Consider the following 24,877-nt stretch of genomic DNA (forward strand, 5'->3'; position numbering starts at 1 on the left):
TTCTCTCATTTATGTTAAGATGGTTGTAGTTCATGGGATTCTCCTTGATAAATGTTTGTTTTCTCACTCACATTTTATCATTGAACCCATGGACTTTTTTAATTCTTATAGGCTGTTGCACTTATTATGATAATTTATCAATAAAAAAAACGATGCGAACATCGTTTATTGAAAAATGGCGGTCCAGATGGGACTCGAACCCACGATCTCCTCCGTGACAGGGAGGCATGTTAAACCACTACACCACTGGACCAATAAAATGGAGCAGATGAGGGGAATTGAACCCCCGTATCAGCCTTGGCAAGGCTGTGTTCTACCATTGAACTACATCTGCATCAGATTGGCGGTCCAGATGGGACTCGAACCCACGATCTCCTCCGTGACAGGGAGGCATGTTAAACCACTACACCACTGGACCAATATTCACTTTTAAAATGGCGGAGAAGGAGAGATTTGAACTCTCGCGCCAGTTTCCCGACCTATACCCTTAGCAGGGGCACCTCTTCAACCACTTGAGTACTTCTCCAAAAATCTAGGTCAGAACGCTACTCGTTAGCGCCTACATATAATAGCATGGCCAAAAACGAATTGCAACTATTATTTTCAAAAAAAAATAGGCCTCATTTGAGGCCTACAACATCATTACTTATAAAGATTATAGAAAGCTTTCTTTCCTAAGTATTTTGCAACATGTGCATTGCCACGTTGGTTCAATTCGTCTTCAATACGCATTAAACGATTATACTTAGCAATACGGTCTGTACGAGACATAGAACCAGTCTTGATTTGACCAGCATTCAAACCAACTGCGATATCAGCAATTGTGGTATCTTCTGTTTCTCCAGAGCGGTGAGAAACGATGCAAGTGTAGTTATGTTTCTTCGCTAATTCAATTGCATCGAAAGTTTCAGTCAAAGTACCAATTTGGTTTACTTTGATCAAAATGGCATTCGCAATACCCTTTTCGATACCTTCTTGTAAGATCTTTGGATTGGTTACGAACAAATCATCACCAACTAATTGAACTTTATCACCAAGACGATCTGTCAAACGTTTCCAGCCATCCCAGTCACGTTCTCCTAAACCATCTTCGATAGAGATGATTGGATATTTCTTCAACCATTCTTCATACATATCGATCATTTCATCCGCAGTCTTGTTTCCTTGACCTGATTTCTTCAATTCATACAATCCTGTTTCATGGTTGTGGAATTCACTGGAAGCAACATCCATCGCGATGCACATGTCTGTACCTGGTTCATAACCAGCAGCCTTCATAGCTTCTACTAATAATTCCAATGGTTCTTCGTTTCCATCTTTACAACTTGGAGCGAATCCACCTTCATCACCAACGTTGGTATTGTATCCTTTGTTCTTCAATACTTTCTTCAATTCATGGAAAGTTTCAGCACCCATACGAACAGCTTCTTTGATAGATTTCGCACCAACAGGCATCAACATGAATTCTTGGAAATCTACCGTGGAGTCTGCATGAGAACCACCATTGATGACATTCATCATTGGAACTGGCAATGTATTTCCATTGAATCCACCAAAGTAATTATACAAAGGCATTCCATAGAAATCAGCAGCTGCAAGAGCCGTAGCCATAGATACACCTAAGATAGCGTTTGCACCTAAATTCGATTTTGTTGGGGTACCATCTAGATCGATCATTGTTTGGTCAACAAAGTTTTGATCACGGCAATCCAAACCAATAACAGCTGGTGCAATTTTTTCGTTTACATTTGCAACAGCTTTAGTAGTTCCTTTTCCTCCAAAACGAGTTTTATCTCCATCACGAAGCTCCAATGCTTCTCTTTCACCAGTACTTGCACCACTTGGAACCATAGCACGACCATAAGCGCCAGATTCAGTAGTTACTTCAACTTCAACAGTTGGGTTACCACGAGAGTCTAATACTTCGCGAGCATAAACATCTGTAATAATAGGCATAATTAAAATATCCTCCTTTAAGCCTCTAGCTACGTTTATGATAACACTTTAACAAGCCTCTTTCAACGTAAAACAGAATGAATCAAAGCAATGATTTCTTCCTTTTTTGTTGGACTTTCATCCACAAAATGTACATAGAAATCATTTATATTTAAGGCCTGAAATGCAGGAATCATCGCCAACCAATTTCTTGGTGTCTCATCAAACAATTGCATATAACAATCCTTATTTCCTTTCATCAAAAGACGACATCCATCTTTACCTTCTAATTCAAAATGATGACGATGACACAAATGACAATCCTGTCGCTTGCCATCCAAACACACCGTATTGATGGGACAATGTTTCATGATCATGTATCGAATCTTACCATATATATACACAACAACCGGTGCGTCTACATGATATCGAGCACCAAAAGCTAAAACCGTTTTTTGTATTTGATCCGGTGTCATTTCGATACTCAATGCCACTTTCTCAAATCCCATTTCTAGACAAGCCGCAATACCATAAGAATTCGTTACATTTTTGGTCAGATCAGCCATCGAATCTGGTAGATCTTGTACATATATCCGATGATCACTTGTCACTTTTGGCTGAAATGCATACGGCTTCTCTGGTTGACAGCAAATTTTTGTACGCTCTTTTTCTAACGCTTCGATCGTAGTTCGTCGCAATGCATTGATCACACCCATTGGAAAGAAAATATCACCAACAAGCGTACACGCAAATGCCGTGATTTCGACCCAGCTATCCTTGGTCTTATACATTTGCTTGGCAATGGTATCTTGGTTTAAGGCATGTTTTTGTGCGACCGAAGCCAGTTGTTCGGATACACAAGTTACCGTATGGATACCATCCGACATTGTACAAACAAGAGGTGTGGAAGGGCCATCGCAATGGACAAAACAGGAAACCTTTACTTTACGAATGGTTTCTTTCGAAGCTTTTTCCACTTCTTTTTCCAACGCATACGAAATCGTTTTATAAACGATGCTCCCCTTTTGGATCTTTGATTTCACTTCCACTTCACATCTATGATGACCATCGATATGCTTCTGCAAACGTCCTTTTTCATCAAACAGATAATTAACGCGACATCCATAGGCTTGACCAAAGCGGATGCCATCATTCTGATCAATGGATCGATCCAATTGGATCTTCACACGTTTTCCATGAATGCCAATCACCTTGCCAATGGGAATCCCTTGATGATTGGGTGAGTCCATATGCATCAAATTATATCCGCGCTGATCAAACATATGCCCTAAAGTATATCCTCGATTAAAAGCAAGCTTTAATCGTTCTTTATCTTTTTCTGTCCGTTTTTTCCCATCGCGTACCATTTTAACTTGTCGACAAGCCTCATATACATAGACTGGACTTTTCATACGCCCTTCGATCTTCAAGGAATCTACAGACAACTGTCCAATCTGATCGATCACAGAAACATCTTTTGGGCTTAATAGATATTCTTGATTGAACGATATAGGTTGGCCATCTTTATAGAGAGTGTAAGCCATACGACAAGGTTGTGCACAAATCCCGCGATTACCGCTTCTACCATAACAAAAGCTTGAAAAGTAACATTGACCGGACACGCTGATGCAAAGGGCACCATGCACAAAGACTTCAATTTCCACACCACTTTGTTGGCAAGCTTCGATTTCAGCTTTTGTACATTCTCTGGCTAAAACCACTCGTTTCACTCCCAATTTTTTTAATTGCTCGATCTGGGCTGGTGTATGAATGCTCATTTGAGTGGATGCATGAATCGTTAGTTCGGGTAAGCGATGATGCAACAAATGAATCAAGCCTAGATCTTGTACGATCAATGCATCAACACCCATTTCATATAAGGCTTTGGCTTGCGCATACGCAGCTTCTACTTCCTCTTCATACAAAATGGTATTCATGGTCACATGAACATCGACACCAATAAGATGACAACGCTGAATGATATCTTTTACTTCTTCGAGCGTAAAGTTCTTTGCATAGGCACGCGCTCCAAAATGTTTTAAAGCTAAATACACAGCATCACATCCACCTGCCAAAGCAGCATCTAACATGGAACGATCACCAACAGGCGCTAATATTTCCATTTTCTTTCCTCCCATAAAAAAGGCTGTCCATTGACAGCTTTTACTTCTTATTATTTCTTATTTTTATATAAATTCCGAATAGCTTCAAACGACTCTTCGCTAATGACGTGTTCGATTCGACAAGCATCCTTTGCGGCCGTTTCTTTATCAACACCAATATTTTCTAACATATTAGAAAAGAAACAATGTCTTTGATAGGTAGATTGAGCAATTTCTCTGCCTTCCTCTGTCAAATGTAAGATCTTTCCTTGGTCTAATCGAACTAAGCCTTTTTCCGACATGACCTTGACTGCATGCGAAACACTTGGTTTAGAAAACCCAAGATAGCTTGCCACATCCACACTACGCACACTTTCAAGTTGTTGTGACAAGACCAATATTGCTTCTAAATAATCCTCCATGGATTCACCTAATTGTTGCATAATCCGTCTCCTTTGATTATTTTATTCTATTCTAGAATTTCTCTGGTTGTCAAACAACTTGCCTAAAAAAACAAAGTGGACGTTTTGTCCACTTTGTTAAACGAGGCGTTCAAATAAATTCATCAATGGTTTACGGGATTCATGTGGCATACCTAAAGCTTCGGTAATCGGAATAGCTACGATCTTATTATCACGAATCGCAATACATTGTCCACCAATGCCCTGCATCAACAAGTCAACTGCTTTTTCACCCATTTGAGAAGCCAATAAACGATCAAATGGACAAGGTGAACCACCACGTTGGATATGTCCAAGAGTTGTTGCTCGACCCGCAAATCCCGTATTCAAGCTTACTTTTTTTGCGAATTGATCCACATCTGTGATCTTTTCCGAAATGACCACAATGGCATGACGCTTTTTCTTGATCAGATCCAAGTCACGCAAACGTCCTAAGACTTCTTCTTCATCAAAACCGGTTTCGCTTGTCACAATGATTTCTGCTCCGCAAGCAATACCAGACCATAGGGCCAAATCGCCACAACGATTACCCATGACCTCAACGATGGAGCAACGATGGTGTGAATTGGATGTATCACGCAATTTATCGATACATTCTACAACGGTTTCTAATGCGGTTTGAAATCCTATTGTATAGTCAGTACAAGTAATATCATTATCAATTGTGCCTGGCAGACCAATACAATTCACGCCCATTTCCGTTAATGCCAAAGCACCACGATAGGAACCATCTCCCCCAACGACAACAACGGCTTCAATTCCACGTTTTTGAAGTTGTTTGACCGCTTTTTGACGAACATCTAAATCTTTAAATTCAGGCAGACGTGCAGAGCCTAAGATCGTACCACCACGATTGACAATTTCACCAACAGATTCTCGTGTTAACGGTTCAATATACCCTTCCGTCATTCCTTTGTATCCATTATAAATACCGAAGACTTCCAGACCCGCATTGATACCTACACGTGTAACAGCTCGAATGGCTGCATTCATCCCTGGTGAATCGCCACCAGAAGTCAAAATTCCGATTCTCTTTACCATAAAAAGTCCTCCTAAGAAAACATTAAAAATACTTTCTTACATTTCTTTATTTATCACTTCTATCATACTCTATTTTTGTAAGAATCTCGAAAAAAATCATAACAATTCTATAAGATATTTTACTCCAATATACCTATTGATTTACTAGGATTTTTATCTTATACTAAAAACAGAAGGAGTTTATATGAAAATTTCAACAAAAGGAAGATATGCCCTCCAATTAATGCTCGATATTGCCTTACAACCATCGAATCGACCGGTAGCATTAAAGGATGTATCCAAACGTCAAAATATTTCTTTTAAATACTTAGAGCAAATCATGCCAGCCTTGACCGGTGCTGGATTGATTCGGAGCGTACGTGGTCCAAAAGGAGGCTACTATATCAATAAAGACCTTGATGCGATCACAGTTGGTGATATTTTACGGTTAACGGAAGGCTCACTTGCTCCCGTGGATCAAGTGGATTCAGATCTTCATACCATTCCATCGGACAGTCTGGATACCATCGATATCATGGTTTGGCAAAAATTATACAAAGCTATCTGCGATGTGGTTGACCATGTGACAATTCAGGACCTGGTTGATCAAGAACGATCCAATGGTGGTGAATACTATATATAAATGCGATTTATCGCATTTTTTTATGTCTTTTTTTATTTTCCTATATTTCCTCTTGACTTTATAGGTTTTTAGGTTATGATATAGACAACCCAAGCGAAAGGGGGCTTACAATGAATAGCGATTGTTGTTGTCAAAACTTACATATAGAAACCAAGATCAATAAAGAAAATTTAAGGAGGTATGAATCATGGGATACTATACAAGTGCAAGTCAATTAATTGGAAACACACCATTATTAGAACTACAAAACATTGAAAAAGCAGAAGGATTACAAGCCAAAGTATTTGCGAAAGTTGAATATTTTAATCCATCCGGATCGGTTAAAGATCGTATCGCGTTGTCGATGATCGAAGATGCGGAAAAAGAAGGAAAATTAGCACCTGGCACTACGATCATTGAACCAACTTCTGGAAATACCGGTATCGGTCTAGCTTCTATTGCCGCCGCCAAAGGATATCATTTGATCATCGTAATGCCAGAAACAATGAGCGTTGAACGTCGCCAGATCATTAAAGCATACGGTGCCGAAATTGTCTTAAGTGAAGGTTCAAAAGGAATGAAGGGTGCCATTGCGAAAGCTGAAGAATTATCAAAAACACATGCCCCTGCCTTTATTCCAAGCCAATTCACCAACCCTGCAAACCCTAAAATCCACTATGAAACAACAGGACCAGAAATCTATAAAGATCTAGATGGTAAAGTCGATGTATTTGTTGCCGGTGTTGGAACTGGTGGAACCGTTACAGGTACAGGAAAATATTTAAAAGAAAAAGCTAATACAAAAGTTGTTGCGGTTGAACCAGAAACATCTCCTGTATTATCTGAAGGACATGGTGGACCACATAAGATCCAAGGTATTGGAGCTGGTTTTGTTCCTGAAACATTGGATACCAATGTATATGATGAAGTATTGACTGTTTCCAATGAAGATGCATTCAAATATGCGAAATTGTTAGCGCATAAAGAAGGAATTAGCGTTGGTATTTCTAGTGGTGCTGCTTTACAAGCTGGTTTAGTAGAAGCTAAGAAGCCAGAAAATGCTGGAAAGAATATTGTTGTATTGTTGCCAGATAGTGGCGATCGCTATTATTCTACTGCCCTTTTCCAAGACTAAAATCCTTAAAATACAGCCATCCTAAAAATGTGAACCTTTTGTGGGTTCACATTTTTTTATACAAGACCATCGAAAGCCCGTTTTCATTCCTTTCTTATATGCAATGAAATACAATATTACATAGACCACCTATGATCATGATCCAAATCAAGTTTAGTTTGGTTTTGCGGGCAAGCAACAAACATACACATGTCAAGATCACCAAGAATACATTTTTGGCGTATCCTTGCAAGATCAAAAGTCCCGATCCCAAGATCATGGCTAGAACAATAGGTCGCAAAACTTGAAAGATCTTTTTCATCACATCCAGATTTCGATATGTAAAATAAATCTTCGCTAAAATCGTGACCAAGATCAAAGATGGTGCAATACATCCCAAAGTGCAAGCAACTGCCCCACCTAAAACAGCCACTTTTTGACCAACAAAGGTCGCACTATTAATGGCAATAGGACCTGGCGTCATTTGAGAAATCGTGATCAAATTCGTAAACTCTTTCATGGATAGCCAATGATGAATGGTCACGGTTTGTTCTTTGATCAAAGGTAAAGCCGCATATCCACCACCAAAACTAAAAGCGCCGATCCATATAAAACTAATAAATAAAGTTATGTAGATATTCATTTTTTTGTCCTCTGGAAGATCGCTTCGAGACACACGAATACCATACCACAAAGAATGATCCATACTACAGGGATATGAAAGATCGAATTGGCACAAAGGGCAATTCCAAAACAAAGCATAGATACATATTTTTTGTGTTTGATATAGGGAATGCCCATATCTAAACATACCGAAAGGATGATGGCAACAACGCCTGCTTGCATACCTTCTAACAACCAACGAATCCAGACATTGGCGATAAAAGCATCGTATACAAGCGATACGATCGATAAAATAAGAAAAGGTGGCAATATCGTTGCCACCAAAGCAACCGCAACACCAACGATACCAGATAGTTTATAGCCCACAACGATTGCACCATTTACAGCAATCGCACCAGGACTAGACTGAGCAATCGCCACCAGATCTAACATTTCTTCATCATCGATCCAATGGTATTTTTTCACAAATACATCACGCATCAAAGAAACGATCACATAGCCTCCACCAAAGGTACAAGCACTCAAATAAAACATGGAAGTAAACATTTTCCAAAGTTTTTTCGTGTCCATATTACTCCATCACTACATAAATCGAACTAAATGGCGGTAAAATAAAATGATCCGTAGACTTCTTTTCCTCTGGCTCTTTTGTGGAACCATTGAATCGTTCCCAATCCGTATGAAGCGTCAATACCCACTTATCCTCTGTATGAAGCGTTTGGGTCTGATTCGAAAAATTAAAGAAGGCAGCCACTGGTTTTAACGTACCAGCCGAACGTTTAAATCCATAGACATTGGTTTCCTTTTCATTGATCGTGATCCATTCAAAACTGCGAGGATCATCGTCCCATTCATACAATTGTGGTGTAGATTGATAAATCGTTCCCAACGCTTTAAAGAAATCATGAAAAGTATCATGCATAGGATATTTCAATAAAAACCAATCCAATGCCTTGGTTTCATCCCATTCCCGGAACATCGCAATTTCATTGCCCATAAAATTCAATTTTTTACCGGGATGCATCATCATATACAGATAAAGCGAACGCAATTGAGCAAATTTTTCTTCATAACTTCCATAGATCTTATCTACGATCGTTCGTTTTCCATGTACAACTTCATCATGTGATAAAGGCAATAAATATCTCTCCTTATAAAAATAATACATAGAAAATGTGAGTTTGCTTGATAATTCTTTGCGTTCATCACTGGTCTTCATCATATAATCCAAGGTATCATTCATCCAGCCAAGATCCCATTTATAGTCAAACTCCAAACCACCTTCATTCACTGGCTTGGTCACATTTGGATATGCCGTAGAATCTTCCGCAATCAACATCGCGCTGGGATGCAGAGCATGCAGACCCGCATTCATTTGTTGTAAAAATTCAATAGCTTTGGGATTGACGCCTCGATTTTCATCACCCATCCAATAAATGAGTCGACTCACTGCATCCATACGGATCCCATCAAAATGATACATATCCAGCCAATAATTTGCGGCCGATTGTAAAAAGCTACGCACCTCATAACGAGAATAAATAAAGTTACATGTGCCCCATTCACTTTCACCCACATCACTGGTAGGATACTCATAGAGCTGTGACCCATCATACAACTTTAAACCATAAGGATCTGTCGCAAAATGAGCTGGCACAAAATCAATAATAGCGCCAATACCCGCATTATGTAAGGCATTCACCAATGTTTGTAACTGTTTGGCACTGCCATAACGAGAGGTTGGACTGAAATAGCCAGTCGTTTGATAGCCCCACGAACCATCGAATGGATATTCACTTAACGGCATGAATTCCACATGGGTAAAATGATTTTCGATACAATAGGCAATAAGATCGTTAGCAATGGCATCATAACAAAACCATCCATTTTCATCCTGATCATTTGTTTTCCAGGATCCCAAATGCATTTCATATATATTCATGGGTTGATCAAAATTACGTGAGCGTTGGTTCATCCACGATGCATCCGTAAAAGAGAGAGCATCGATATCTCGTATGATCGATGCATAATTGGGTCGTAATTCCATCCCAAAACCATAAGGATCACAATGTTCCACACGTCCATTGGCTCCATAGATCACATATTTATACATTTGATTCACTTCTGCATCTCTACAATATAATTCCCAAATGCCACTTTGTGCATCCTGACTCATCGGTTCTTCTTGCCAATGATTCCATTCACCGATCACGCAAATGCTTTGTGCTTGTGGTGCATACGTTCGAAAGATGACCCCCGCATTTTGGGGATGTGCACCAAAATATGTATAAGCATCAAATGCTTTGCCCTCATAAAAATCTTGCCGTTTCATATATTTTCCTCCACGAAGTCATTTCGTAGTTTCATCATACCATAAAAAAAGCACTTCCGAAGAAGTGCCGATTATTTATTAGTTGTTGATCAATTTGTCGCCTTCATTGTTCCAAGAATACAAAGCACGGATTTCTTCACCGACTTTTTCACATGGATGTTCAGCAGCTTTCTTACGCAAAGCCTTAAAGTGAACTTGTCCACCAGCAGGAGACATATCAAGCAAGAAATCTTTAGCGAATGTTCCATCTTGGATATCACTTAATACCTGACGCATCGCTTTCTTAGTGTCTTCAGTAATGATCTTTGGTCCAGTGATGTAATCACCATATTCTGCTGTATTCGAAATTGAATAACGCATTCCCGCAAATCCAGATTGATAGATCAAATCAACGATCAATTTCATTTCATGGATACATTCAAAATAAGCATTACGAGGATCATAACCTGCTTCACACAATGTTTCGAAACCAGCTTGCATTAATGCACATACACCACCACAAAGAACAGCTTGTTCACCGAATAAGTCGGTTTCCGTTTCTGTACGATATGTTGTTTCCAACAATCCAGCACGAGCACCACCGATTGCAGCACCATATGCCTTTGCGATATCCCAAGCATGTCCAGTTGCATCTTGTTCAACAGCGATCAAGCATGGTGTTCCTTTTCCTTCCAAGTACTCTGAACGAACTGTATGTCCTGGAGCCTTAGGAGCAATCATTGTAACATCGACATCCTTTGGTGGAACGATACATCCAAAATGAATGTTGAATCCATGCGCAAACATCAACATGTTACCTGGTTCCAAGTTTGGTTCGATATCTTTCTTATACATATCTGCTTGTTTTTCATCATTGATCAAGATCATGATGATATCTGCTTGTTTTGCTGCCTCTGCAGAAGTATATACTTTTAAACCTTGTTCTTCTGCTTTTTTCCAAGATTTAGATCCTTTATACAATCCAACGATGACATCTGCACCACTTTCTTTTAAGTTCAATGCATGTGCATGTCCCTGTGATCCATAACCAATGATGGCAATTTTCTTTCCATCCAAATAAGATAGATCACAATCACTTTCATAAAAAATTCTTGCTTGTTCTGCCATGTTCTTTTCCTCCTTCATGGTAAGTTGTCATACAACTTTATGTGTTGTTGTATGACAATCATAAAACGCTTCAAGCCAATTGTCAATCAAAGATTTGTTTTTTCTACCGAAATTTCTTCACGAATCAAAGTATGATGCAAATGGATCAATACCGCACTACGCAATGCTGGTCCATCCCGATGTTTTAAAAACTCCATGATCAAAATATGATCGGCATATGCATCTTGTGCGATTAATTCCAAATTCGCATGAAATTCAAATGTTTTTTCGATGGTTTCCTTGATGACCATGATAAAATTATTCAAAAATTCATTATGAGCCGCACGAATGATCGACGAATGAAATTCCGTTTCGGTACTAATGCGTTCTTGAGCCGTAGGATCCAACAAAATCAAATGTTGCACCGTTTCACCGAGCTTTAAAATATGCGCAATCTCCTCATCTGTCGCCCTTTGACAAGCCAATTCCGCCGCTTGTGGTTCGATCATCAATCGCGTTTCAAATAAATCATGCAACGTCACTTTCATGGATTGCACCTCTTGCATATCCAGTTGAGAATCCGTTTTGATATCTCCCTGATTCACCACAAAAGTGCCATTTCCTCTTTCCACTCGCAACAAGCCTTCTGAGACTAAAATACGAATTGCTTCCCGCAAAGTGGTTCGACTGATCCCCATTTGAATTGAAAGTTGATTTTCATTGGGTAATTTCTGACCCGGCATGTAGACATGATTGGTCAAGATAGATTCTCTAAGTTGATCAGCTGTTTTTTGAGATAAAGTTTGATTTGCCATAAAACAACTATATCCCAAAACATCAGACAACTCAAATTATTTATAAGACAACTTAAAAAAAAGAAGGCCAAAGCCTTCTTATGCAGCCGTATTCCAACCTAAGCTTGGATCATATTCCGATGTATCATAATCATAAGGTGTGGTTGGTGTATACGTATTGTTGTTGTCTTCATATGTTCCATTGTAGGAGTCATTCGCATTGGCATCATACGTATTTGTGCTCGGATCCGTGGTTGTCTGTTGTTGCGTTGTTGTTGATTCCTGTGTCGTGGTATCTTCACTCGTAGACCAAACAACTTTTACCTTAAATTTCTTTGCTCTTTCATTGCCCGATGTATCAGACGCTGTTACTTTGGCCGTATACGTACCCGGTGTATTAAAATCTACAGCACTTGTATCAAACGATAATGTAACTTTCGTTTGATCCTTCGCTTTAAATTTCTTGCTGAAGTCATAGCTATCATCACCCACAGTGACTTTCACGCTCGTCGGTGCCTTGGTAAACGTCGGTTTTTTCGTATCCGAAATAGTGACACGCAAATATTTGACTTGTTTACCTGCAACCGAATCAAACGAAGCCTCCACAATATAAACCCCTGGCTTGTTCTTATTGATCTTACTGGTATCTACCTTAAAAGAATAAGCATTACGACTCAAAACATCCGTCGCTTTGATATCAATCTTTTGACCCAATTCATAATGCAAGCTGGTATTGCTCCATTCCGGCATCATACGCAATTGAATATTAAAGATCAAAACAACCATAAAAGCTAAAGCTAAAACGATGGCTATCGCAATTCGTAATTTTGAACCTCTATCTAAATTTGATGACATATTATCGCTCCTTTTCTTTGGCCAGAAAAACATATGCCTCGATTTCCATCGCATCCATCAAATGTGCAAACGCATGCAAAGAACGCTCTCTTTGATTTCCACCTAATAAAAATCGATTCACAATATAATCATTTGGACAATGCAATTCAATTTTGTTTTCTGATTCCAAAAACGCAAATCGAATCCAACAATCACAAGATTGGCTTTCTCCTTCTACAAAAACATCTGGACAATCCAATCCGCGAAGGTCCGGATCATGAAAACCATCAAAAGTTTTGGCATCTACATCCTGATAGTGACAAACATTTTGATAATCTTTCTTTTCATATGTCTCCAAATTTTGTATTTTAGCTAGATCCCGTAAAGCCCAGACTTGGATCATGGCACAAACAACATCATGATTCAATGGAAACGTAGGAACATATGTGCAACACACCTGCCGTTTATTGATTTCTTTGATGTTGGAAATATCAATTCTATTCATTTCCATTGTATCATCCTCCCATGTACCCATTGTACACTATCCCCCATAAAATAAAATATAGATACCCAAAAGTATCCTTAAATTTGGACTCGAATCAAAGTCATATTATCTTGTGAGCCGGCATGCAATGCCATTTGAAAAATTTGTTCGATCGATGTATTTTGATCCAATGCATGAGCTAATTCATCCACAGATAAAGACTCCAGTACACCATCTGAACCAAAAACCAATTGATCCCTTGCTTGAATAGACAAAGAATGCGCATAGTAAGCCGTTAAATACCCCATACAAGAAGTAATCACATGCGGATAGCCTTCTAAAATATGCGGTTTTGATAAAAGCATCAAAGTATGATCCCGAAACAAAAAAATCGGACTATCTCCCACATTAAAATACGTAAGTCGTTTTTTTCGATATATCCACCCGAAACCGTGCACATGGATCCATTCATCCTTTTTTTGATTGTTTGATCCATGGCTTGCAATGTCTTTTGAATGTCTTGCCCTTGCCAGTCTGCCAATTGTTGACAAGTAAAACGAGCAGCCCGCAAAGGAGCATTCGAAGTAGAAACCCCATCCGCAACAAACAATCCCACATGATCTTTCGCATGTCGTGTATGGATCCAACTTGATGGCATGATCAACTTTCGACCTTTCTGATATACACCAAAATAATCTTCATTCTGTGCTTTTTTCCCAGCTATGCTGAATGCTTGAATTTTCATTACTTGTATTATATAAAAAAACACAAAAAAGGGCATCCTAGATACCCTCACCTTTGATAATTTGTACCAATATTTCTACCATTTGTGCCATTTTAGAAAGAGAAGCAAATTCCCGTGGTCCATGATGAAGAAACGTTCCCGTACCCAGATTGGGGCAAGCCAATCCCTTTTCACTCAACATCGCGCCATCCGTTCCGCCACGAATCGGGATGGATACCGCTTCCAAGCCACAGCGCGCCATCGCTTTTTTCGCCCGATTTACTGGCGTCTTATCGGTCATAAATTCGGCCATATTATGATATTGATCATGCATTTCGATGGAAAATCTTTGTCCATACTTGTCATTTAAAGCATCGACAACATTGTTCATCAACGCTTTCTTACGTGCAAATTTTGTGGCATCATGATCACGAATGATATAGACCATCTTTGCCTTGGCCACATCACCCTCCAGCTTTAATAAATGAAAGAACCCTTCTCTACCTTGCGTATGGGCTGGCGTTTGATTATGCGGAATACAATGGGCAAAATCCATCGCCAACAAAGAAGCATTCACTAATTTATCTTTACCTTCGCCAGGATGAATTGCGGTTCCTTTGATCGTGATCGTCGCTTGGGCTGCATTAAAATTTTCATATTCAACATTATCAATACGATCGCCATCGATCGTATATGCATAATCGACTGGAAACTTCTGCAAATCAAATGTATCCGTACCACGACCAATTTCTTCATCCACAGTAAACGCAACACAAATCTTACCATGTGGTAACGATCGTATTTGTTCGATAGCCGTAAGAATAATGGCGATCCCCGCTTTATCATCTCCACCCAATAAGGTATTTCCATTCGTTACGATCAAGTCATCGTGGATACATGTCTTCAATACCGGATAGATGTCCGGATCGATCACAAGTCCATTCTTTAAAGTAATCGATTGCCCATCATAATCACGAATCATCTGTGGTTCCACCCTGGCTCCACTGATTTCAGTTGCTGTATCCATATGGGCTAAAAACCCAATGGAATCGTCCGCTTTGGTGGCATTTAATGTTGCATAAACAATCCCATCGTTTCCTTGTTCAACATGATCAAACAAGGAAAGACATTCTTTATACAATTGATTCGATAATTCCCATTGTTTTGCGGTACTGGGAATTGTCGTACTTTCTTCATTGGATTGGGTATCATACGATATATACCGCAAAAAACGATTGGCAACACTCATAATAACACCTGCGCTAGTGACGGTACGATTTGTTTTTTCCGAGAAACAAATTGCTGATCGGCAAAACGAGCTACGGCCGGTGCCACATCTTGTGCTAGATCACCGACACATAAGAAACGAGAGCCATTGCCTTCTACATTGGTAAAGACCATCATCAATAAATCATAATGAAGCTTTTTGTTTTCTTGTTCCATAAATGCCTTAAAATCTTTTTCGATATAATCTACATCATCCAGATTATAAGTAAATACTTGTGAAATATCGATACGATGACCACTCAAGATATATTCTTTTGTATCGTTATACAATAAGTTTTTAAATTCCTTTCCCTTGATAGTTGCCGTATTTTCAAATAGTTCTTTTGCCATGTCGTTCAAACACAATCCATATTCTTTTTCCAAATATGCCTTTAGATCTATATCTATTTGTGTTGTTGTCGGTGAATGAAAATTTAATGTATCACTGATCATGCCATAGGCACATAACATGGCTATTTCATTGGACATATGAATATGGGCTTCGCGATACATCATCGCAACGATCGAGCAAGTACTACCAATGATCATATTTCGAAACGAAATGGGACGACTTGTTTCAATATCACCAATACGATGATGATCCACGATTTCCACAATTTCAGCCGTCTCAATATCATCAATCGATTGTTTGACTTCATTATGATCAACCAAGATAAATTTTTTCTTTTCACTCTTCAACAAATGATATCGTGCAACCGAACCCACCAAATGATTCTGAAAAAGGACGGGATAACTCGAATGACGCGTTTTCAACATTTCACTTTCCACCTGCTCCACAAATTCCGATTGACTAAAAGATATGATCTTTTCTTTTGGCGTCATGATAAAAGATACCGGAATGGAACGATAAATCATTTGGATCACTTTCATGATATTGTAGGGCGTCTGGATCAATGTTGCACCCTTTTGTTTGGCAATTTCGATGATATAATCCGATGGACGATAATTTTGCGTACAAACAATGACAGCACAACCACGAACGATGCTCTTAAACATATCATCTTCATGATCATCCAAGACCATGATGGCCCCTTCCAAATTTCTTTCATTCAACCGTTTATCCGATATGCGCACATATCCACTACGACAAAGATTTCCCTCATAAATAAATTGACCTTTTAAAGCACGGACAATATTTGCTAGAGGGGTGTCTTTTAATAAATCTTTGGTGATGCTTACATCCTGCATCTGGATCTTTGAAATGTCATTGATCGTACAAATACCTAGATATTCATCTTCTTCATTAACGACATATAATGTTTTTACATGATGCTCTAAACAAACATCCCAAGCAAAACGAATCGTATCGTCTGGATGCACCCGAACAGCTTCATCAATTTCGATTTCAGATAAAGAACATTTGGCAGTATTCATATATAGTGGCGGTTGTATGCCTACTTTATCTAATATAAATGAAGTTTCTGGACTTAAATGTCCAATTCGACCGGCTACGGCATGAATTCCTTGGGCTTCTTTAAAGGCCGTAAGCGCCAATGCAGAACATATCGCATCCGTATCTGGATGTTTATGTCCTATTACGTAAATTGGTAAACTCATAAATTTCCTCGTTTTCTAATAGTATGTATCTATTATAACAAAATTTATAGCGCTTTCACGGTTTCGCACATATTTTAAAAAAAGAGCACATCGTGCTCTTAGTCCATATCCTTATTTCACTGCGTCTTTCAAAGTTTTTGCCGCTTTGAATTTAACGCTCTTCGAAGCAGGAATCTCAATCTTTTCCTTCGTCATTGGGTTAATACCTGTACGAGCTGAACGTTGAGCCAAGGTAAATTTTCCAAAGCCAAATACATCAACGGTTCCATCATTTTTCAATGTATCAGCAATCGTATCAAATACGCTTTGTACATATGCAGTCGCATCTTTTTTCGAAATACCATACTCTTCAGCTAATGCATTAGCTAAGTCTTGTTTTTTTACCACTTCTGCCATGATAATTGTTCCTCCTTTAATTCTTGAACGCGCTTATTGTAACACTTACAAACTGAAAAGAAAAGCTAAAACCGCACGTGGAAAAATTGACATATTCTTTCCATTGGTAAGCCCACAACATTGGAATACGAACCATCGATCCATTCCACAAAATCGCATTCTTGGATTCCATATGCACCGGCTTTATCCATGCAAGCTCCACTTTTCACATATTTATCCATTTCAAAATCCGATAAATCTCGAAAATGCACTTTGGTCGTTTCCACAAACGGATAACACTGATGATCTTTGATGATACAAACCCCCGTTTTCACTTCATGGGTTTGATTGGATAATGCATGCAGACATCTTTTTGCTTCGTTTTTATTTTTCGGTTTTCCTAACCGTTTTCCTTGAAAATAAACGATCGTATCCGCACCAATCACAACATAGTCCGGATACACATCCGCAACATCCATAGCCTTTGTTTGCGCTACTTTCATTAAAGCTTCATCAATGGGTAAGCTTTCATCAAATACCTCTTCTACTTTGGCAGGTTCCACTTCAAAGCGAAAATGAGCCTGTTCCAATAATTCTTTTCTTCGCGGTGAATTCGAAGCCAATACTATTTTCATGAATCCTCCTCAAATCCAATGGGTGCTTTTTTTAAGAGTAGACGCCCACACCCTATACAAACACATCCTAAGATCACTATGACTGTGATCACGATGCGAATGACTAATTGTGAAAAAACCGTTTCTGGTAACATATCAATCATAAAGTCTACACCTGGGGTCAATAACCAATACTCATTGGTAAAGAAGACTTGATGAAAATGCGTCCAGAAATCCGTAAAATCGGTCAAGATCCACATTCCTAAGATCCCAATCAATATCAGAAAACCGATACACGCACGTAAATATCCCTTCGCCAAAAAGAATTTGCCATTTTTCTTACGATACATACATATCCCAATCCCAATGGCTGCCATCGATAGGATGTTTCTGACCATTATCGCATTTTGATAAAATTGTTTCACATCTTTCATATGGGTCGTTTCACGCCAATCAAAAGCTTTGCGTTTCGTTTTGGATTGGGTAATGGTCACTTGAATGTCTTGTCGATCATCTTTTAGATAATCCAACAATACCGTAATACAACGATCCAGGTCACGATCTGAAACATCCAAGCTATCGGCTAGATCCATTTGATCATAGATATGATAATAAAAACTTGGTTGAAGTGCCCAAAGTCGCACGCTCCATAAAAGAACGGCAACAATGACACACCAACCAAAAAGTAAACTGATCCATTTTTTCATCTTATTCTACAGCAACCAGATCTACTTTATCGATGACATCTAGATTTGACAATAAATGCAAGAAAACGTCGATCGTGACATCCATATCGGTGATATCCAAGGTCAAAGATAAAGTATGGATCCCATTGATAGGTATTGTTTGATTGATTGCTAAGATATTCCCATTTTTAGAAGCTACTAAATTCAATACTTTGGATAAAGACCCTGCTTCTTGAGAGATGATCATCGTAATGACCGCTCGGCGACGAGATGTTTCATCATTGAAAGAAAAAACAGCATCTTTATATTTATAATACGTACCACGTGATACACCAACCGCTTTTACAGCTTCACTAATGCGTTTGACCTTTCCTGACTGCAACAAGTTACGTGCTTCTATGACTTTTTCTAATACATCTGGCAATATATCTGAGGAAACGACATAATACTTACTCATACTCTATATACGCTCCTTTTTGAGAAATTTGTACATGATGCCAAGGAACAACCAATGTACTGGCAAGATCATCTAATTTTTTCTTGTCTTTTGAAATCGCAAGCATCGAACTACCCGAACCAGAAATCCACATGGATAAATCATGTGCTTGACAATAGGCATGAATCCCTTCATATTCTGGGATCAAATCTTTTCTATAGGGTTCATGTAAATAATCAACGCAACTCAGAAATAAAGCTTCTTCATCTCCTGTTTGTAAAGCTTGCTCAAACACCAAAGCATGGGCCACTTGTTGTTTGGCCTGATCAAACGAAATCGATGGTGGCAAAACTTTTCGTGCTGCTTTGGTCGATATGGTTTCTTTTGGCACGATGGCCAAGATCTGCCAATTTGCGGTTGGAAGATAGGTCATATGAGGTATCCCATCGACCATGATGGATACCGTAGCTGCACCAAAAATTGCTGGTGCCACATTATCTGGATGACCTTCAATATCGGTCGCAATTTTTAATACATCCGCTTTCGTTAACGATGTATGAAACCAGGCATTCGCACCTAAGATTCCTGCAACAATGCATGTGGCCGAAGACCCAAAACCATGACTGAACGGAATATCCGTTTGAATGTGCAAATGAACGGCTGGTTTTTTTACATCCAATATTTCGCAAGTTCGATAAAATGCTTGCAGGACTAAATTGTCTGGTGTCCCAAATTGAGGATCACAACCAGAAATCCATGTCGTATGTGCAACATCAAATGTAAAGGTTGACCACCAATCTAGAGCAATCCCCATACAATCAAAACCAACACAACAATTGGCCGATGTAGCAGGGACACACACTTTAATCATGAAACAACTCCTCAATATAATTGGCGACATCTTGTTTCATATCATCGATTGAAATGACATCTTTATGTAGAATTGGTAAATCATTCAATTCAGCCAATCCCTTTGGTGTTTTTTCATGGGCATAGTCTTCCAATTTTTTCATGGCCTGCATCGGATCTGCTTCTTTTACACCAATGGCATTCAATACATCTTGGGCGAATTTATAAGGACTGGCGGTAGCCAAAGTCACCATTGGACGCTCCTTAGCTGCTTTACCAATTTCATACCCAATTGCAGAATGAGGATCCAAAATTTCGTTCGTTTCTTGATACGTTTTACCAATGACCGCTTTGGTTTGTACATCATCAATATAACCACAATCAAATAAGGATTGGATCTTTTTCAACAAATCCGCTGGAATTTGATATTTCCCGGTTTGCGCCAATTCATCCATGCAACCTTTCACAAAGTCTGCATCACAATTGGATACATAATAGAGCAAGCGTTCCAAATTCGAACTAATCAAAATATCCATACTTGGTGAGATGGTTTGAATAAATTCACGATTTCGATCATAAATACCCGTTGTTAAAAAATCAGTCAACACATGGTTCGCATTGGACGCAACATAGAATTTTTCAACAGGCAATCCCATCAAGTAGCCATAATAACCGGCTAACACATCACCAAAATTACCAGTAGGAACACTATAAGAAATCTTATCTCCCAATTGGATCACGCCTTGGTTGACCAATTGCTTATAGGCTTCAAAATAATAAACAATTTGCGGAACCAAGCGACCAATATTGATAGAATTCGCACTGGTCAAACGCACATGATATTTGGCAGCCACTTCACGCAAATCAGGATCCAAGAATAATTCTTTTACCTTGCTTTGCGCATCATCAAAATTACCTTTCACACCATATACTTTGACATTCTTGCCTCGTTGGGTGACCATTTGACGATATTGTACCTGACTGACTTTATGATCGGGATAAAAAACCACAATACCCGTATCTTTTACATCTTGAAAACCAGCCAAAGCTGCCTTGCCGGTATCACCGCTAGTTGCCGTAAGGATCAAGGCTTTCTGATGTGCCGATCGTAAGGCGACCGACATCAGTTGAGGAAGCAAAGTCAAGGCAACATCCTTAAAGGCAGATGTAGGTCCATGGAATAATTCCAATACATACACATCACCTACTTTACGTAGTGGGGTGATGTCTGGTGAAGAAAAGGTGTTCCCATAGGCATTGGCCACACATTGTTCCAATTCTTCTTTGGTGAAATCAGGTAATAAATGATGCAAAATATATACAGCATTTTCTTGATAACTTTGTTTACAAATCGTAGTCAAATCTAATTGTACTTGAGCTAGTTCTGGCCAAACATATAATCCTCCATCCGGAGAAATACCTTCAAAAATGGCTTGTTTACTAGTGATTTTTCGATCTCTATTTCGAGTAGATTCGTATACTTCGTGCATGTCAAATCCTCCTTGAAAATCTACATCTCCTATGATACAATGTCCACAATGCAAAAACAAGTGTTTTCAAACTGAAACTTTTTTCTTGCATCATGTACACCATTCGTACACAAAATCTTAATGATAGATATGGAGACTAGCATGTTAAAAATCACAAAATTTGGTGGTAGCAGTGTCGCAAACGCAACACAATTTAAAAAAGTAAAAAATATTGTAAAGTCAGATCCTGCTCGTCAATATGTTGTTGTCAGTGCCCCAGGACGGCGTACGGCAAGCGATAATAAAATTACCGATTTGCTCTATCTATTAGATGCACATCGTCATTATCATGTCGATGCTTCGAATGTCACCAAGATCATTCGCGAGCGTTTTTTATCGATCAAAGAAGAATTAGGCTTACAACTAAATATGGAAAAAGAACTCGATGAGTTCTTTGCGAATTTATCCAAAATGACCCAAGCCGAAATTGTCAGTCGTGGCGAATATTTCTGTGCCAAAATGATGGCTGAATATTTAGGCTATGCCTTTGTTGACGCTGCCGATGTCATTCGTTTTAAAATGGATAAAAGCATCGACTGGGAAGCAACGACCGCAAAAGTAAAAGCCAAATGTGCAAAATATGACCATTTTGTCTTTCCTGGCTTCTATGGAACCGATGCCAATGGTCATATCCAAACTTTCCCTCGTGGTGGTGGAGATATAACCGGTGCTGTCTTGGCACGTTGCATTGATGCTGACATTTATGAAAACTGGACCGATGTTTCTGGTTTCTTGATGGCAGATCCACGCATTGTCAAGAATCCTGAACCCATTACGCATATCACGTATTCGGAATTGCGTGAATTATCGTATATGGGAGCCAGCGTATTGCATGAAGATGCCATTTTCCCGGCCAAAGAGAAAAATATACCGATCCATATTTTAAATACCAACCGGCCACAAGACAAAGGAACGATCATTCAAGAAAATATCGATCAACCAAGTGAATATCCCATTACGGGCATTGCCGGTAAGACCGGTTTCACAAGCATTCTTGTCTATAAGAAACATATGTCCAATGAAGTGGGTTACATTCGTAAAGTCTTATCCATCTTAGAAGATTATCGCATTTCGATTGAACATATTCCAAGTTCCATTGATTCCTTCAGCATTGTAGTTGCAGATAAAGATGTAGAAGATATATTATATGAAATGGTCGCACGTATCAAAACAGAATTAAAACCTGATCGTGTACGTGCAAAATCCGGTCTTGCTTTGATTTCAACCGTTGGTCGTAACATGTCATCCAAACCAGGTACTTCTGGTCGTTTATTTGGCGCACTAGGTTCCAATCATATCAATATCAGCATGATTGCTCAAGGCAGTGATGAAATGAATATTACAGTGGGTGTCAAAGAAGAAGATTTCAAAAAGACCATTCAAGTCATTTATGACACGTTTGTTACAAAAGAAGGAGAATAGATCATGAAAATCGCAATTGTTGGTGCAACCGGTGCTGTAGGTCAGCAAATGTTGCAATGTTTAGAAGAAAGAAACGTTCCTGGTGAATTGAAATTATTAGCTTCCGCTCGTTCGGTTGGTAAAACATTTACATATAAAGGTCAAGAAATTGCTGTTGAAGAACTTTGTGAAGACTCTTTTCAAGATGTCGATTATGCTTTGGGGGCAACTGGCAATGATATCACAAAAAAATGGATGCCCTGGGCACAAAAAAATCATGTGATCGTAGTGGATAATTCCAGTGCTTATCGTTTAGATAAAGATGTCCCTTTGGTCATCCCGGAAATCAATCCAGAAGATATTCAAAATCATCATGGTTTGATTGCCAATCCCAATTGTGCAACCATCATTGCGTTGGTTGCTTTAAATGCCCTTCGTAAAGAATTTGGCATCAAACGCATGATCGTTTCTACGTATCAAGCCGTTTCGGGGGCAGGTGTGAAAGGTATCCACGATCTAGAAGTACAGTCCAAAGATCCAAGCGTACCTAGTACGGCTTTCCCTTATCAAATTGCTTATAACTTAATTCCTCAAATTGGTGATTTTGATGATCAAGGTATCTCTAAAGAAGAATGGAAAATGCAAAATGAAGGTCGTAAGATCTGGCATGATGAAAACTTACTCGTCAGTTGTACTTGTGTTCGCGTGCCTATCTTCCGTAGTCATAGCGAAAGCATTTTCATCGAATGTGAAAAAGAAGTGGATGTTGAAAAAGCTCGCGCATTGATCAATCAAGCGGCCGGATGTGTCTTAAAAGATGATCCTAAAAAGGGTATCTATCCAATGCCATTGGATACAACCAATCAAGATCTTGTCTATGTTGGTCGTTTCCGTAAGGATATCTCCGATCCAACTGGCCATAGCTTATCGCTATTCTGCTGTGGCGATCAGATTCGCAAAGGTGCTGCCACCAACGCTGTACAAATCTTACAAGAATTGATCAAGTAACAAAACCCAGACCATTCTGGGTTTTTTCTTATGCAGAAAAAAAGTCGTGTATTTCACACGACTAATGACGAACATGGACATAAGCAATCAATGGTGATGAACACTGTACACTGGTAATAACGGTTTGGTTCCCATTCCATCCTCCATGGACAGCCTGGCCATTACCAATATAGACGGAAACATGTCCTTGATACACACAGATATCACCCGGAACTGGATTGTCCGTTCGGTCCCCTAAGGACAAGTATTCTTCTGGCCATCCATGAAAATCAATGCCTACCGCTTTTAATGAATTCGTGACAAGCATCGTACAATCTTGGCTCACTCCCACTTGTGCTTTAGCCGCTTGGGCAATTTTGTCATAAAAATCATCTTTATTGACATGAACAGTCAATGTGGTTTCTGCCTGGCCACCTGATTTATTGGTTGCGGTAGCCGTTACTGTATATGTACCAATTTTAGAATAATCGACACTGCCTGAAAAAGAAAGGGTCGCATCTTCATCTGTGGATACATAAGAAGATAGATCCACTGTTTTATTTTCAACAGTATCGATCGTAGTTTGGCTAACTTCTAAATTTGGTTTTGGTGCCACTACAGATACTGTCGTTTTCTTCTGTTCTGTTGATGGCAATATTGTATTCTTTTTCGAAAGTTTAAAAACGACGTTTTGGTCCCCTTTTTCATCGAGCTCCAATCCCGAAACTTCCATTCGGTATGTTTTCGATTCATAAGTCATGACCTCTTGGTCTTGAATCAAACTTGTATTTTTGTACTTCATAGTTCCCATGTTTTCGGTATACATTTTTTCGAAAACCGGAATGACTGAACTCTTATCTTTATAATCAACTTTGTATGTGCTCCCCTCGTTGGCAAATACAGGTGTGGCCAATGAACCTAAGCATGAAATAGATGCGAAAATCATGGCCCATCTTTTTGCGTAACGCATTAAATCCCTCCATTCTTTCATAAAAGCCTTTTTTATGTAATCATGAATTTCCAT

At 39.1% G+C, this 24,877-nt stretch carries 26 protein-coding genes and 4 tRNA genes; 4 read left to right on the forward strand and 26 right to left on the reverse strand.

Going from position 1 to position 24,877, the window contains the following annotated elements; translation table 11 throughout:
* Positions 1 to 176: 176 nt before the first annotated feature.
* From SOS22_RS07760 to pfkA, 8 genes are all read right to left on the reverse strand, one after another.
* Positions 177 to 253: transfer RNA gene (locus SOS22_RS07760), tRNA-Asp, on the reverse strand.
* 7 nt (positions 254 to 260) lie between these two features.
* Positions 261 to 334, reverse strand: a tRNA-Gly gene (locus tag SOS22_RS07765).
* A gap of 7 nt (positions 335 to 341) precedes the next feature.
* A tRNA-Asp gene (locus SOS22_RS07770) sits at positions 342 to 418 on the reverse strand.
* 17 nt (positions 419 to 435) lie between these two features.
* Positions 436 to 526 (reverse strand) — tRNA-Ser (locus tag SOS22_RS07775).
* Positions 527 to 642: 116 nt separating this feature from the next.
* Positions 643 to 1,956: a phosphopyruvate hydratase gene (gene eno / locus SOS22_RS07780; protein ID WP_320325200.1), complete on the reverse strand. Its 1,314-nt coding sequence runs from the start codon at positions 1,954 to 1,956 to the stop codon at positions 643 to 645.
* Between the two features lie 62 nt (positions 1,957 to 2,018).
* Positions 2,019 to 4,058, reverse strand: coding sequence for a U32 family peptidase (locus SOS22_RS07785; RefSeq protein WP_320596857.1), 2,040 nt, complete (start codon positions 4,056 to 4,058; stop codon positions 2,019 to 2,021).
* 50 nt (positions 4,059 to 4,108) lie between these two features.
* Positions 4,109 to 4,480, reverse strand: a complete 372-nt coding sequence (locus SOS22_RS07790; protein ID WP_320596858.1) for a metal-dependent transcriptional regulator — start codon at positions 4,478 to 4,480, stop codon at positions 4,109 to 4,111.
* 96 nt (positions 4,481 to 4,576) lie between these two features.
* The gene (gene pfkA / locus SOS22_RS07795) at positions 4,577 to 5,539 is read right to left on the reverse strand and encodes a 6-phosphofructokinase (RefSeq protein WP_320325203.1); all 963 of its coding nucleotides are present in this window, start codon (positions 5,537 to 5,539) and stop codon (positions 4,577 to 4,579) included.
* Positions 5,540 to 5,723: 184 nt separating this feature from the next.
* Here pfkA and SOS22_RS07800 point away from each other — a divergent pair, with 184 nt between their 5' ends.
* Positions 5,724 to 6,161, forward strand: coding sequence for an Rrf2 family transcriptional regulator (locus SOS22_RS07800; protein ID WP_320596859.1), 438 nt, complete (start codon positions 5,724 to 5,726; stop codon positions 6,159 to 6,161).
* Between the two features lie 187 nt (positions 6,162 to 6,348).
* The gene (cysK, locus tag SOS22_RS07805) at positions 6,349 to 7,275 is read left to right on the forward strand and encodes a cysteine synthase A (RefSeq protein WP_320325205.1); all 927 of its coding nucleotides are present in this window, start codon (positions 6,349 to 6,351) and stop codon (positions 7,273 to 7,275) included.
* Positions 7,276 to 7,369: 94 nt separating this feature from the next.
* Here the strand turns inward: cysK and SOS22_RS07810 are convergent, their stop codons facing one another.
* The 17 genes from SOS22_RS07810 to thrC form a co-directional block, all read right to left on the reverse strand.
* The gene (locus SOS22_RS07810) at positions 7,370 to 7,897 is read right to left on the reverse strand and encodes a chromate transporter (RefSeq protein ID WP_320596860.1); all 528 of its coding nucleotides are present in this window, start codon (positions 7,895 to 7,897) and stop codon (positions 7,370 to 7,372) included.
* Positions 7,894 to 8,448, reverse strand: coding sequence for a chromate transporter (locus SOS22_RS07815; RefSeq protein WP_320596861.1), 555 nt, complete (start codon positions 8,446 to 8,448; stop codon positions 7,894 to 7,896). Before SOS22_RS07815 ends, SOS22_RS07810 begins: the two co-directional genes overlap by 4 nt.
* A gap of 1 nt (position 8,449) precedes the next feature.
* Positions 8,450 to 10,210, reverse strand: a complete 1,761-nt coding sequence (glgB, locus tag SOS22_RS07820; protein WP_320596862.1) for a 1,4-alpha-glucan branching protein GlgB — start codon at positions 10,208 to 10,210, stop codon at positions 8,450 to 8,452.
* A 78-nt stretch (positions 10,211 to 10,288) separates the two neighbouring features.
* Positions 10,289 to 11,317: a ketol-acid reductoisomerase gene (gene ilvC, locus SOS22_RS07825; protein ID WP_320325209.1), complete on the reverse strand. Its 1,029-nt coding sequence runs from the start codon at positions 11,315 to 11,317 to the stop codon at positions 10,289 to 10,291.
* A gap of 86 nt (positions 11,318 to 11,403) precedes the next feature.
* The gene (locus SOS22_RS07830; protein ID WP_320325210.1) at positions 11,404 to 12,111 is read right to left on the reverse strand and encodes a FadR/GntR family transcriptional regulator; all 708 of its coding nucleotides are present in this window, start codon (positions 12,109 to 12,111) and stop codon (positions 11,404 to 11,406) included.
* A 78-nt stretch (positions 12,112 to 12,189) separates the two neighbouring features.
* The gene (locus SOS22_RS07835; protein ID WP_320596863.1) at positions 12,190 to 12,945 is read right to left on the reverse strand and encodes a hypothetical protein; all 756 of its coding nucleotides are present in this window, start codon (positions 12,943 to 12,945) and stop codon (positions 12,190 to 12,192) included.
* 1 nt (position 12,946) lies between these two features.
* Positions 12,947 to 13,435 (reverse strand): hypothetical protein, encoded by a 489-nt coding sequence (locus SOS22_RS07840; RefSeq protein WP_320596864.1) that lies wholly within the window; start codon positions 13,433 to 13,435, stop codon positions 12,947 to 12,949.
* A 71-nt stretch (positions 13,436 to 13,506) separates the two neighbouring features.
* Positions 13,507 to 13,866 (reverse strand): PP2C family protein-serine/threonine phosphatase, encoded by a 360-nt coding sequence (locus SOS22_RS07845; protein ID WP_320596910.1) that lies wholly within the window; start codon positions 13,864 to 13,866, stop codon positions 13,507 to 13,509.
* The gene (locus SOS22_RS07850) at positions 13,773 to 14,153 is read right to left on the reverse strand and encodes a hypothetical protein (RefSeq protein WP_320596912.1); all 381 of its coding nucleotides are present in this window, start codon (positions 14,151 to 14,153) and stop codon (positions 13,773 to 13,775) included. Before SOS22_RS07850 ends, SOS22_RS07845 begins: the two co-directional genes overlap by 94 nt.
* Before the next feature lie 37 nt (positions 14,154 to 14,190).
* Positions 14,191 to 15,381 (reverse strand): peptidase T, encoded by a 1,191-nt coding sequence (gene pepT, locus SOS22_RS07855; RefSeq protein ID WP_320596865.1) that lies wholly within the window; start codon positions 15,379 to 15,381, stop codon positions 14,191 to 14,193.
* Complete coding sequence (locus SOS22_RS07860) at positions 15,378 to 16,976, reverse strand: putative manganese-dependent inorganic diphosphatase (RefSeq protein ID WP_320325215.1); 1,599 nt, start codon at positions 16,974 to 16,976, stop codon at positions 15,378 to 15,380. The genes pepT and SOS22_RS07860 overlap by 4 nt, the downstream gene beginning before the upstream one ends.
* Before the next feature lie 111 nt (positions 16,977 to 17,087).
* Entirely contained in the window at positions 17,088 to 17,372 is a 285-nt protein-coding gene (locus SOS22_RS07865) for an HU family DNA-binding protein (protein WP_320325216.1), read from the reverse strand.
* A gap of 65 nt (positions 17,373 to 17,437) precedes the next feature.
* On the reverse strand, positions 17,438 to 17,986 hold the full coding sequence (locus SOS22_RS07870; protein ID WP_320596866.1) for a Maf family protein: 549 nt from the start codon (positions 17,984 to 17,986) through the stop codon (positions 17,438 to 17,440).
* Entirely contained in the window at positions 17,983 to 18,672 is a 690-nt protein-coding gene (locus SOS22_RS07875) for a TIGR01906 family membrane protein (RefSeq protein ID WP_320596867.1), read from the reverse strand. The genes SOS22_RS07870 and SOS22_RS07875 overlap by 4 nt, the downstream gene beginning before the upstream one ends.
* A 1-nt stretch (position 18,673) precedes the next feature.
* On the reverse strand, positions 18,674 to 19,108 hold the full coding sequence (locus SOS22_RS07880) for an ACT domain-containing protein (RefSeq protein ID WP_320596868.1): 435 nt from the start codon (positions 19,106 to 19,108) through the stop codon (positions 18,674 to 18,676).
* Positions 19,101 to 19,958 (reverse strand): homoserine kinase, encoded by an 858-nt coding sequence (thrB, locus tag SOS22_RS07885; RefSeq protein ID WP_320596869.1) that lies wholly within the window; start codon positions 19,956 to 19,958, stop codon positions 19,101 to 19,103. Before thrB ends, SOS22_RS07880 begins: the two co-directional genes overlap by 8 nt.
* Positions 19,951 to 21,426: a threonine synthase gene (thrC, locus tag SOS22_RS07890; RefSeq protein WP_320596870.1), complete on the reverse strand. Its 1,476-nt coding sequence runs from the start codon at positions 21,424 to 21,426 to the stop codon at positions 19,951 to 19,953. The genes thrB and thrC overlap by 8 nt, the downstream gene beginning before the upstream one ends.
* A gap of 141 nt (positions 21,427 to 21,567) precedes the next feature.
* Here thrC and SOS22_RS07895 point away from each other — a divergent pair, with 141 nt between their 5' ends.
* Together SOS22_RS07895 and SOS22_RS07900 are read left to right on the forward strand one after the other, a co-directional pair.
* On the forward strand, positions 21,568 to 22,887 hold the full coding sequence (locus SOS22_RS07895) for an aspartate kinase (RefSeq protein ID WP_320325221.1): 1,320 nt from the start codon (positions 21,568 to 21,570) through the stop codon (positions 22,885 to 22,887).
* A 3-nt stretch (positions 22,888 to 22,890) separates the two neighbouring features.
* Entirely contained in the window at positions 22,891 to 23,874 is a 984-nt protein-coding gene (locus tag SOS22_RS07900; RefSeq protein WP_320325222.1) for an aspartate-semialdehyde dehydrogenase, read from the forward strand.
* Positions 23,875 to 23,935: 61 nt separating this feature from the next.
* On the opposite strand, the gene SOS22_RS07905 is transcribed toward SOS22_RS07900, so the two are convergent.
* Entirely contained in the window at positions 23,936 to 24,823 is an 888-nt protein-coding gene (locus tag SOS22_RS07905) for an NlpC/P60 family protein (RefSeq protein WP_320325223.1), read from the reverse strand.
* Positions 24,824 to 24,877 lie beyond the last annotated feature (54 nt).

This window comes from Absicoccus sp. (assembly GCF_034090965.1).
Classification (GTDB): Bacteria; Bacillota_I; Bacilli_A; order Erysipelotrichales; family Erysipelotrichaceae; genus Absicoccus; species Absicoccus intestinalis.

Coding starts and splice junctions, on each gene's coding strand:
- SOS22_RS07785 (WP_320596857.1), bottom strand. CDS start 4,058: ATGGAAATATTAGCGCCTGTTGGTGATCGTTCCATGTTAGATGCTGCT.
- SOS22_RS07830 (WP_320325210.1), bottom strand. CDS start 12,111: ATGGCAAATCAAACTTTATCTCAAAAAACAGCTGATCAACTTAGAGAA.
- SOS22_RS07800 (WP_320596859.1), top strand. CDS start 5,724: ATGAAAATTTCAACAAAAGGAAGATATGCCCTCCAATTAATGCTCGAT.
- SOS22_RS07835 (WP_320596863.1), bottom strand. CDS start 12,945: ATGTCATCAAATTTAGATAGAGGTTCAAAATTACGAATTGCGATAGCC.
- SOS22_RS07790 (WP_320596858.1), bottom strand. CDS start 4,480: ATGCAACAATTAGGTGAATCCATGGAGGATTATTTAGAAGCAATATTG.
- eno (WP_320325200.1), bottom strand. CDS start 1,956: ATGCCTATTATTACAGATGTTTATGCTCGCGAAGTATTAGACTCTCGT.
- pfkA (WP_320325203.1), bottom strand. CDS start 5,539: ATGGTAAAGAGAATCGGAATTTTGACTTCTGGTGGCGATTCACCAGGG.
- SOS22_RS07815 (WP_320596861.1), bottom strand. CDS start 8,448: ATGGACACGAAAAAACTTTGGAAAATGTTTACTTCCATGTTTTATTTG.
- SOS22_RS07840 (WP_320596864.1), bottom strand. CDS start 13,435: ATGGAAATGAATAGAATTGATATTTCCAACATCAAAGAAATCAATAAA.
- cysK (WP_320325205.1), top strand. CDS start 6,349: ATGGGATACTATACAAGTGCAAGTCAATTAATTGGAAACACACCATTA.
- SOS22_RS07810 (WP_320596860.1), bottom strand. CDS start 7,897: ATGAATATCTACATAACTTTATTTATTAGTTTTATATGGATCGGCGCT.
- SOS22_RS07865 (WP_320325216.1), bottom strand. CDS start 17,372: ATGGCAGAAGTGGTAAAAAAACAAGACTTAGCTAATGCATTAGCTGAA.
- thrB (WP_320596869.1), bottom strand. CDS start 19,958: ATGATTAAAGTGTGTGTCCCTGCTACATCGGCCAATTGTTGTGTTGGT.
- SOS22_RS07860 (WP_320325215.1), bottom strand. CDS start 16,976: ATGAGTTTACCAATTTACGTAATAGGACATAAACATCCAGATACGGAT.
- SOS22_RS07895 (WP_320325221.1), top strand. CDS start 21,568: ATGTTAAAAATCACAAAATTTGGTGGTAGCAGTGTCGCAAACGCAACA.
- SOS22_RS07905 (WP_320325223.1), bottom strand. CDS start 24,823: ATGCGTTACGCAAAAAGATGGGCCATGATTTTCGCATCTATTTCATGC.
- SOS22_RS07850 (WP_320596912.1), bottom strand. CDS start 14,153: ATGAAAATTCAAGCATTCAGCATAGCTGGGAAAAAAGCACAGAATGAA.
- SOS22_RS07875 (WP_320596867.1), bottom strand. CDS start 18,672: ATGAAAAAATGGATCAGTTTACTTTTTGGTTGGTGTGTCATTGTTGCC.
- pepT (WP_320596865.1), bottom strand. CDS start 15,381: ATGAGTGTTGCCAATCGTTTTTTGCGGTATATATCGTATGATACCCAA.
- SOS22_RS07900 (WP_320325222.1), top strand. CDS start 22,891: ATGAAAATCGCAATTGTTGGTGCAACCGGTGCTGTAGGTCAGCAAATG.
- SOS22_RS07870 (WP_320596866.1), bottom strand. CDS start 17,986: ATGAAAATAGTATTGGCTTCGAATTCACCGCGAAGAAAAGAATTATTG.
- thrC (WP_320596870.1), bottom strand. CDS start 21,426: ATGCACGAAGTATACGAATCTACTCGAAATAGAGATCGAAAAATCACT.
- SOS22_RS07880 (WP_320596868.1), bottom strand. CDS start 19,108: ATGAGTAAGTATTATGTCGTTTCCTCAGATATATTGCCAGATGTATTA.
- glgB (WP_320596862.1), bottom strand. CDS start 10,210: ATGAAACGGCAAGATTTTTATGAGGGCAAAGCATTTGATGCTTATACA.
- ilvC (WP_320325209.1), bottom strand. CDS start 11,317: ATGGCAGAACAAGCAAGAATTTTTTATGAAAGTGATTGTGATCTATCT.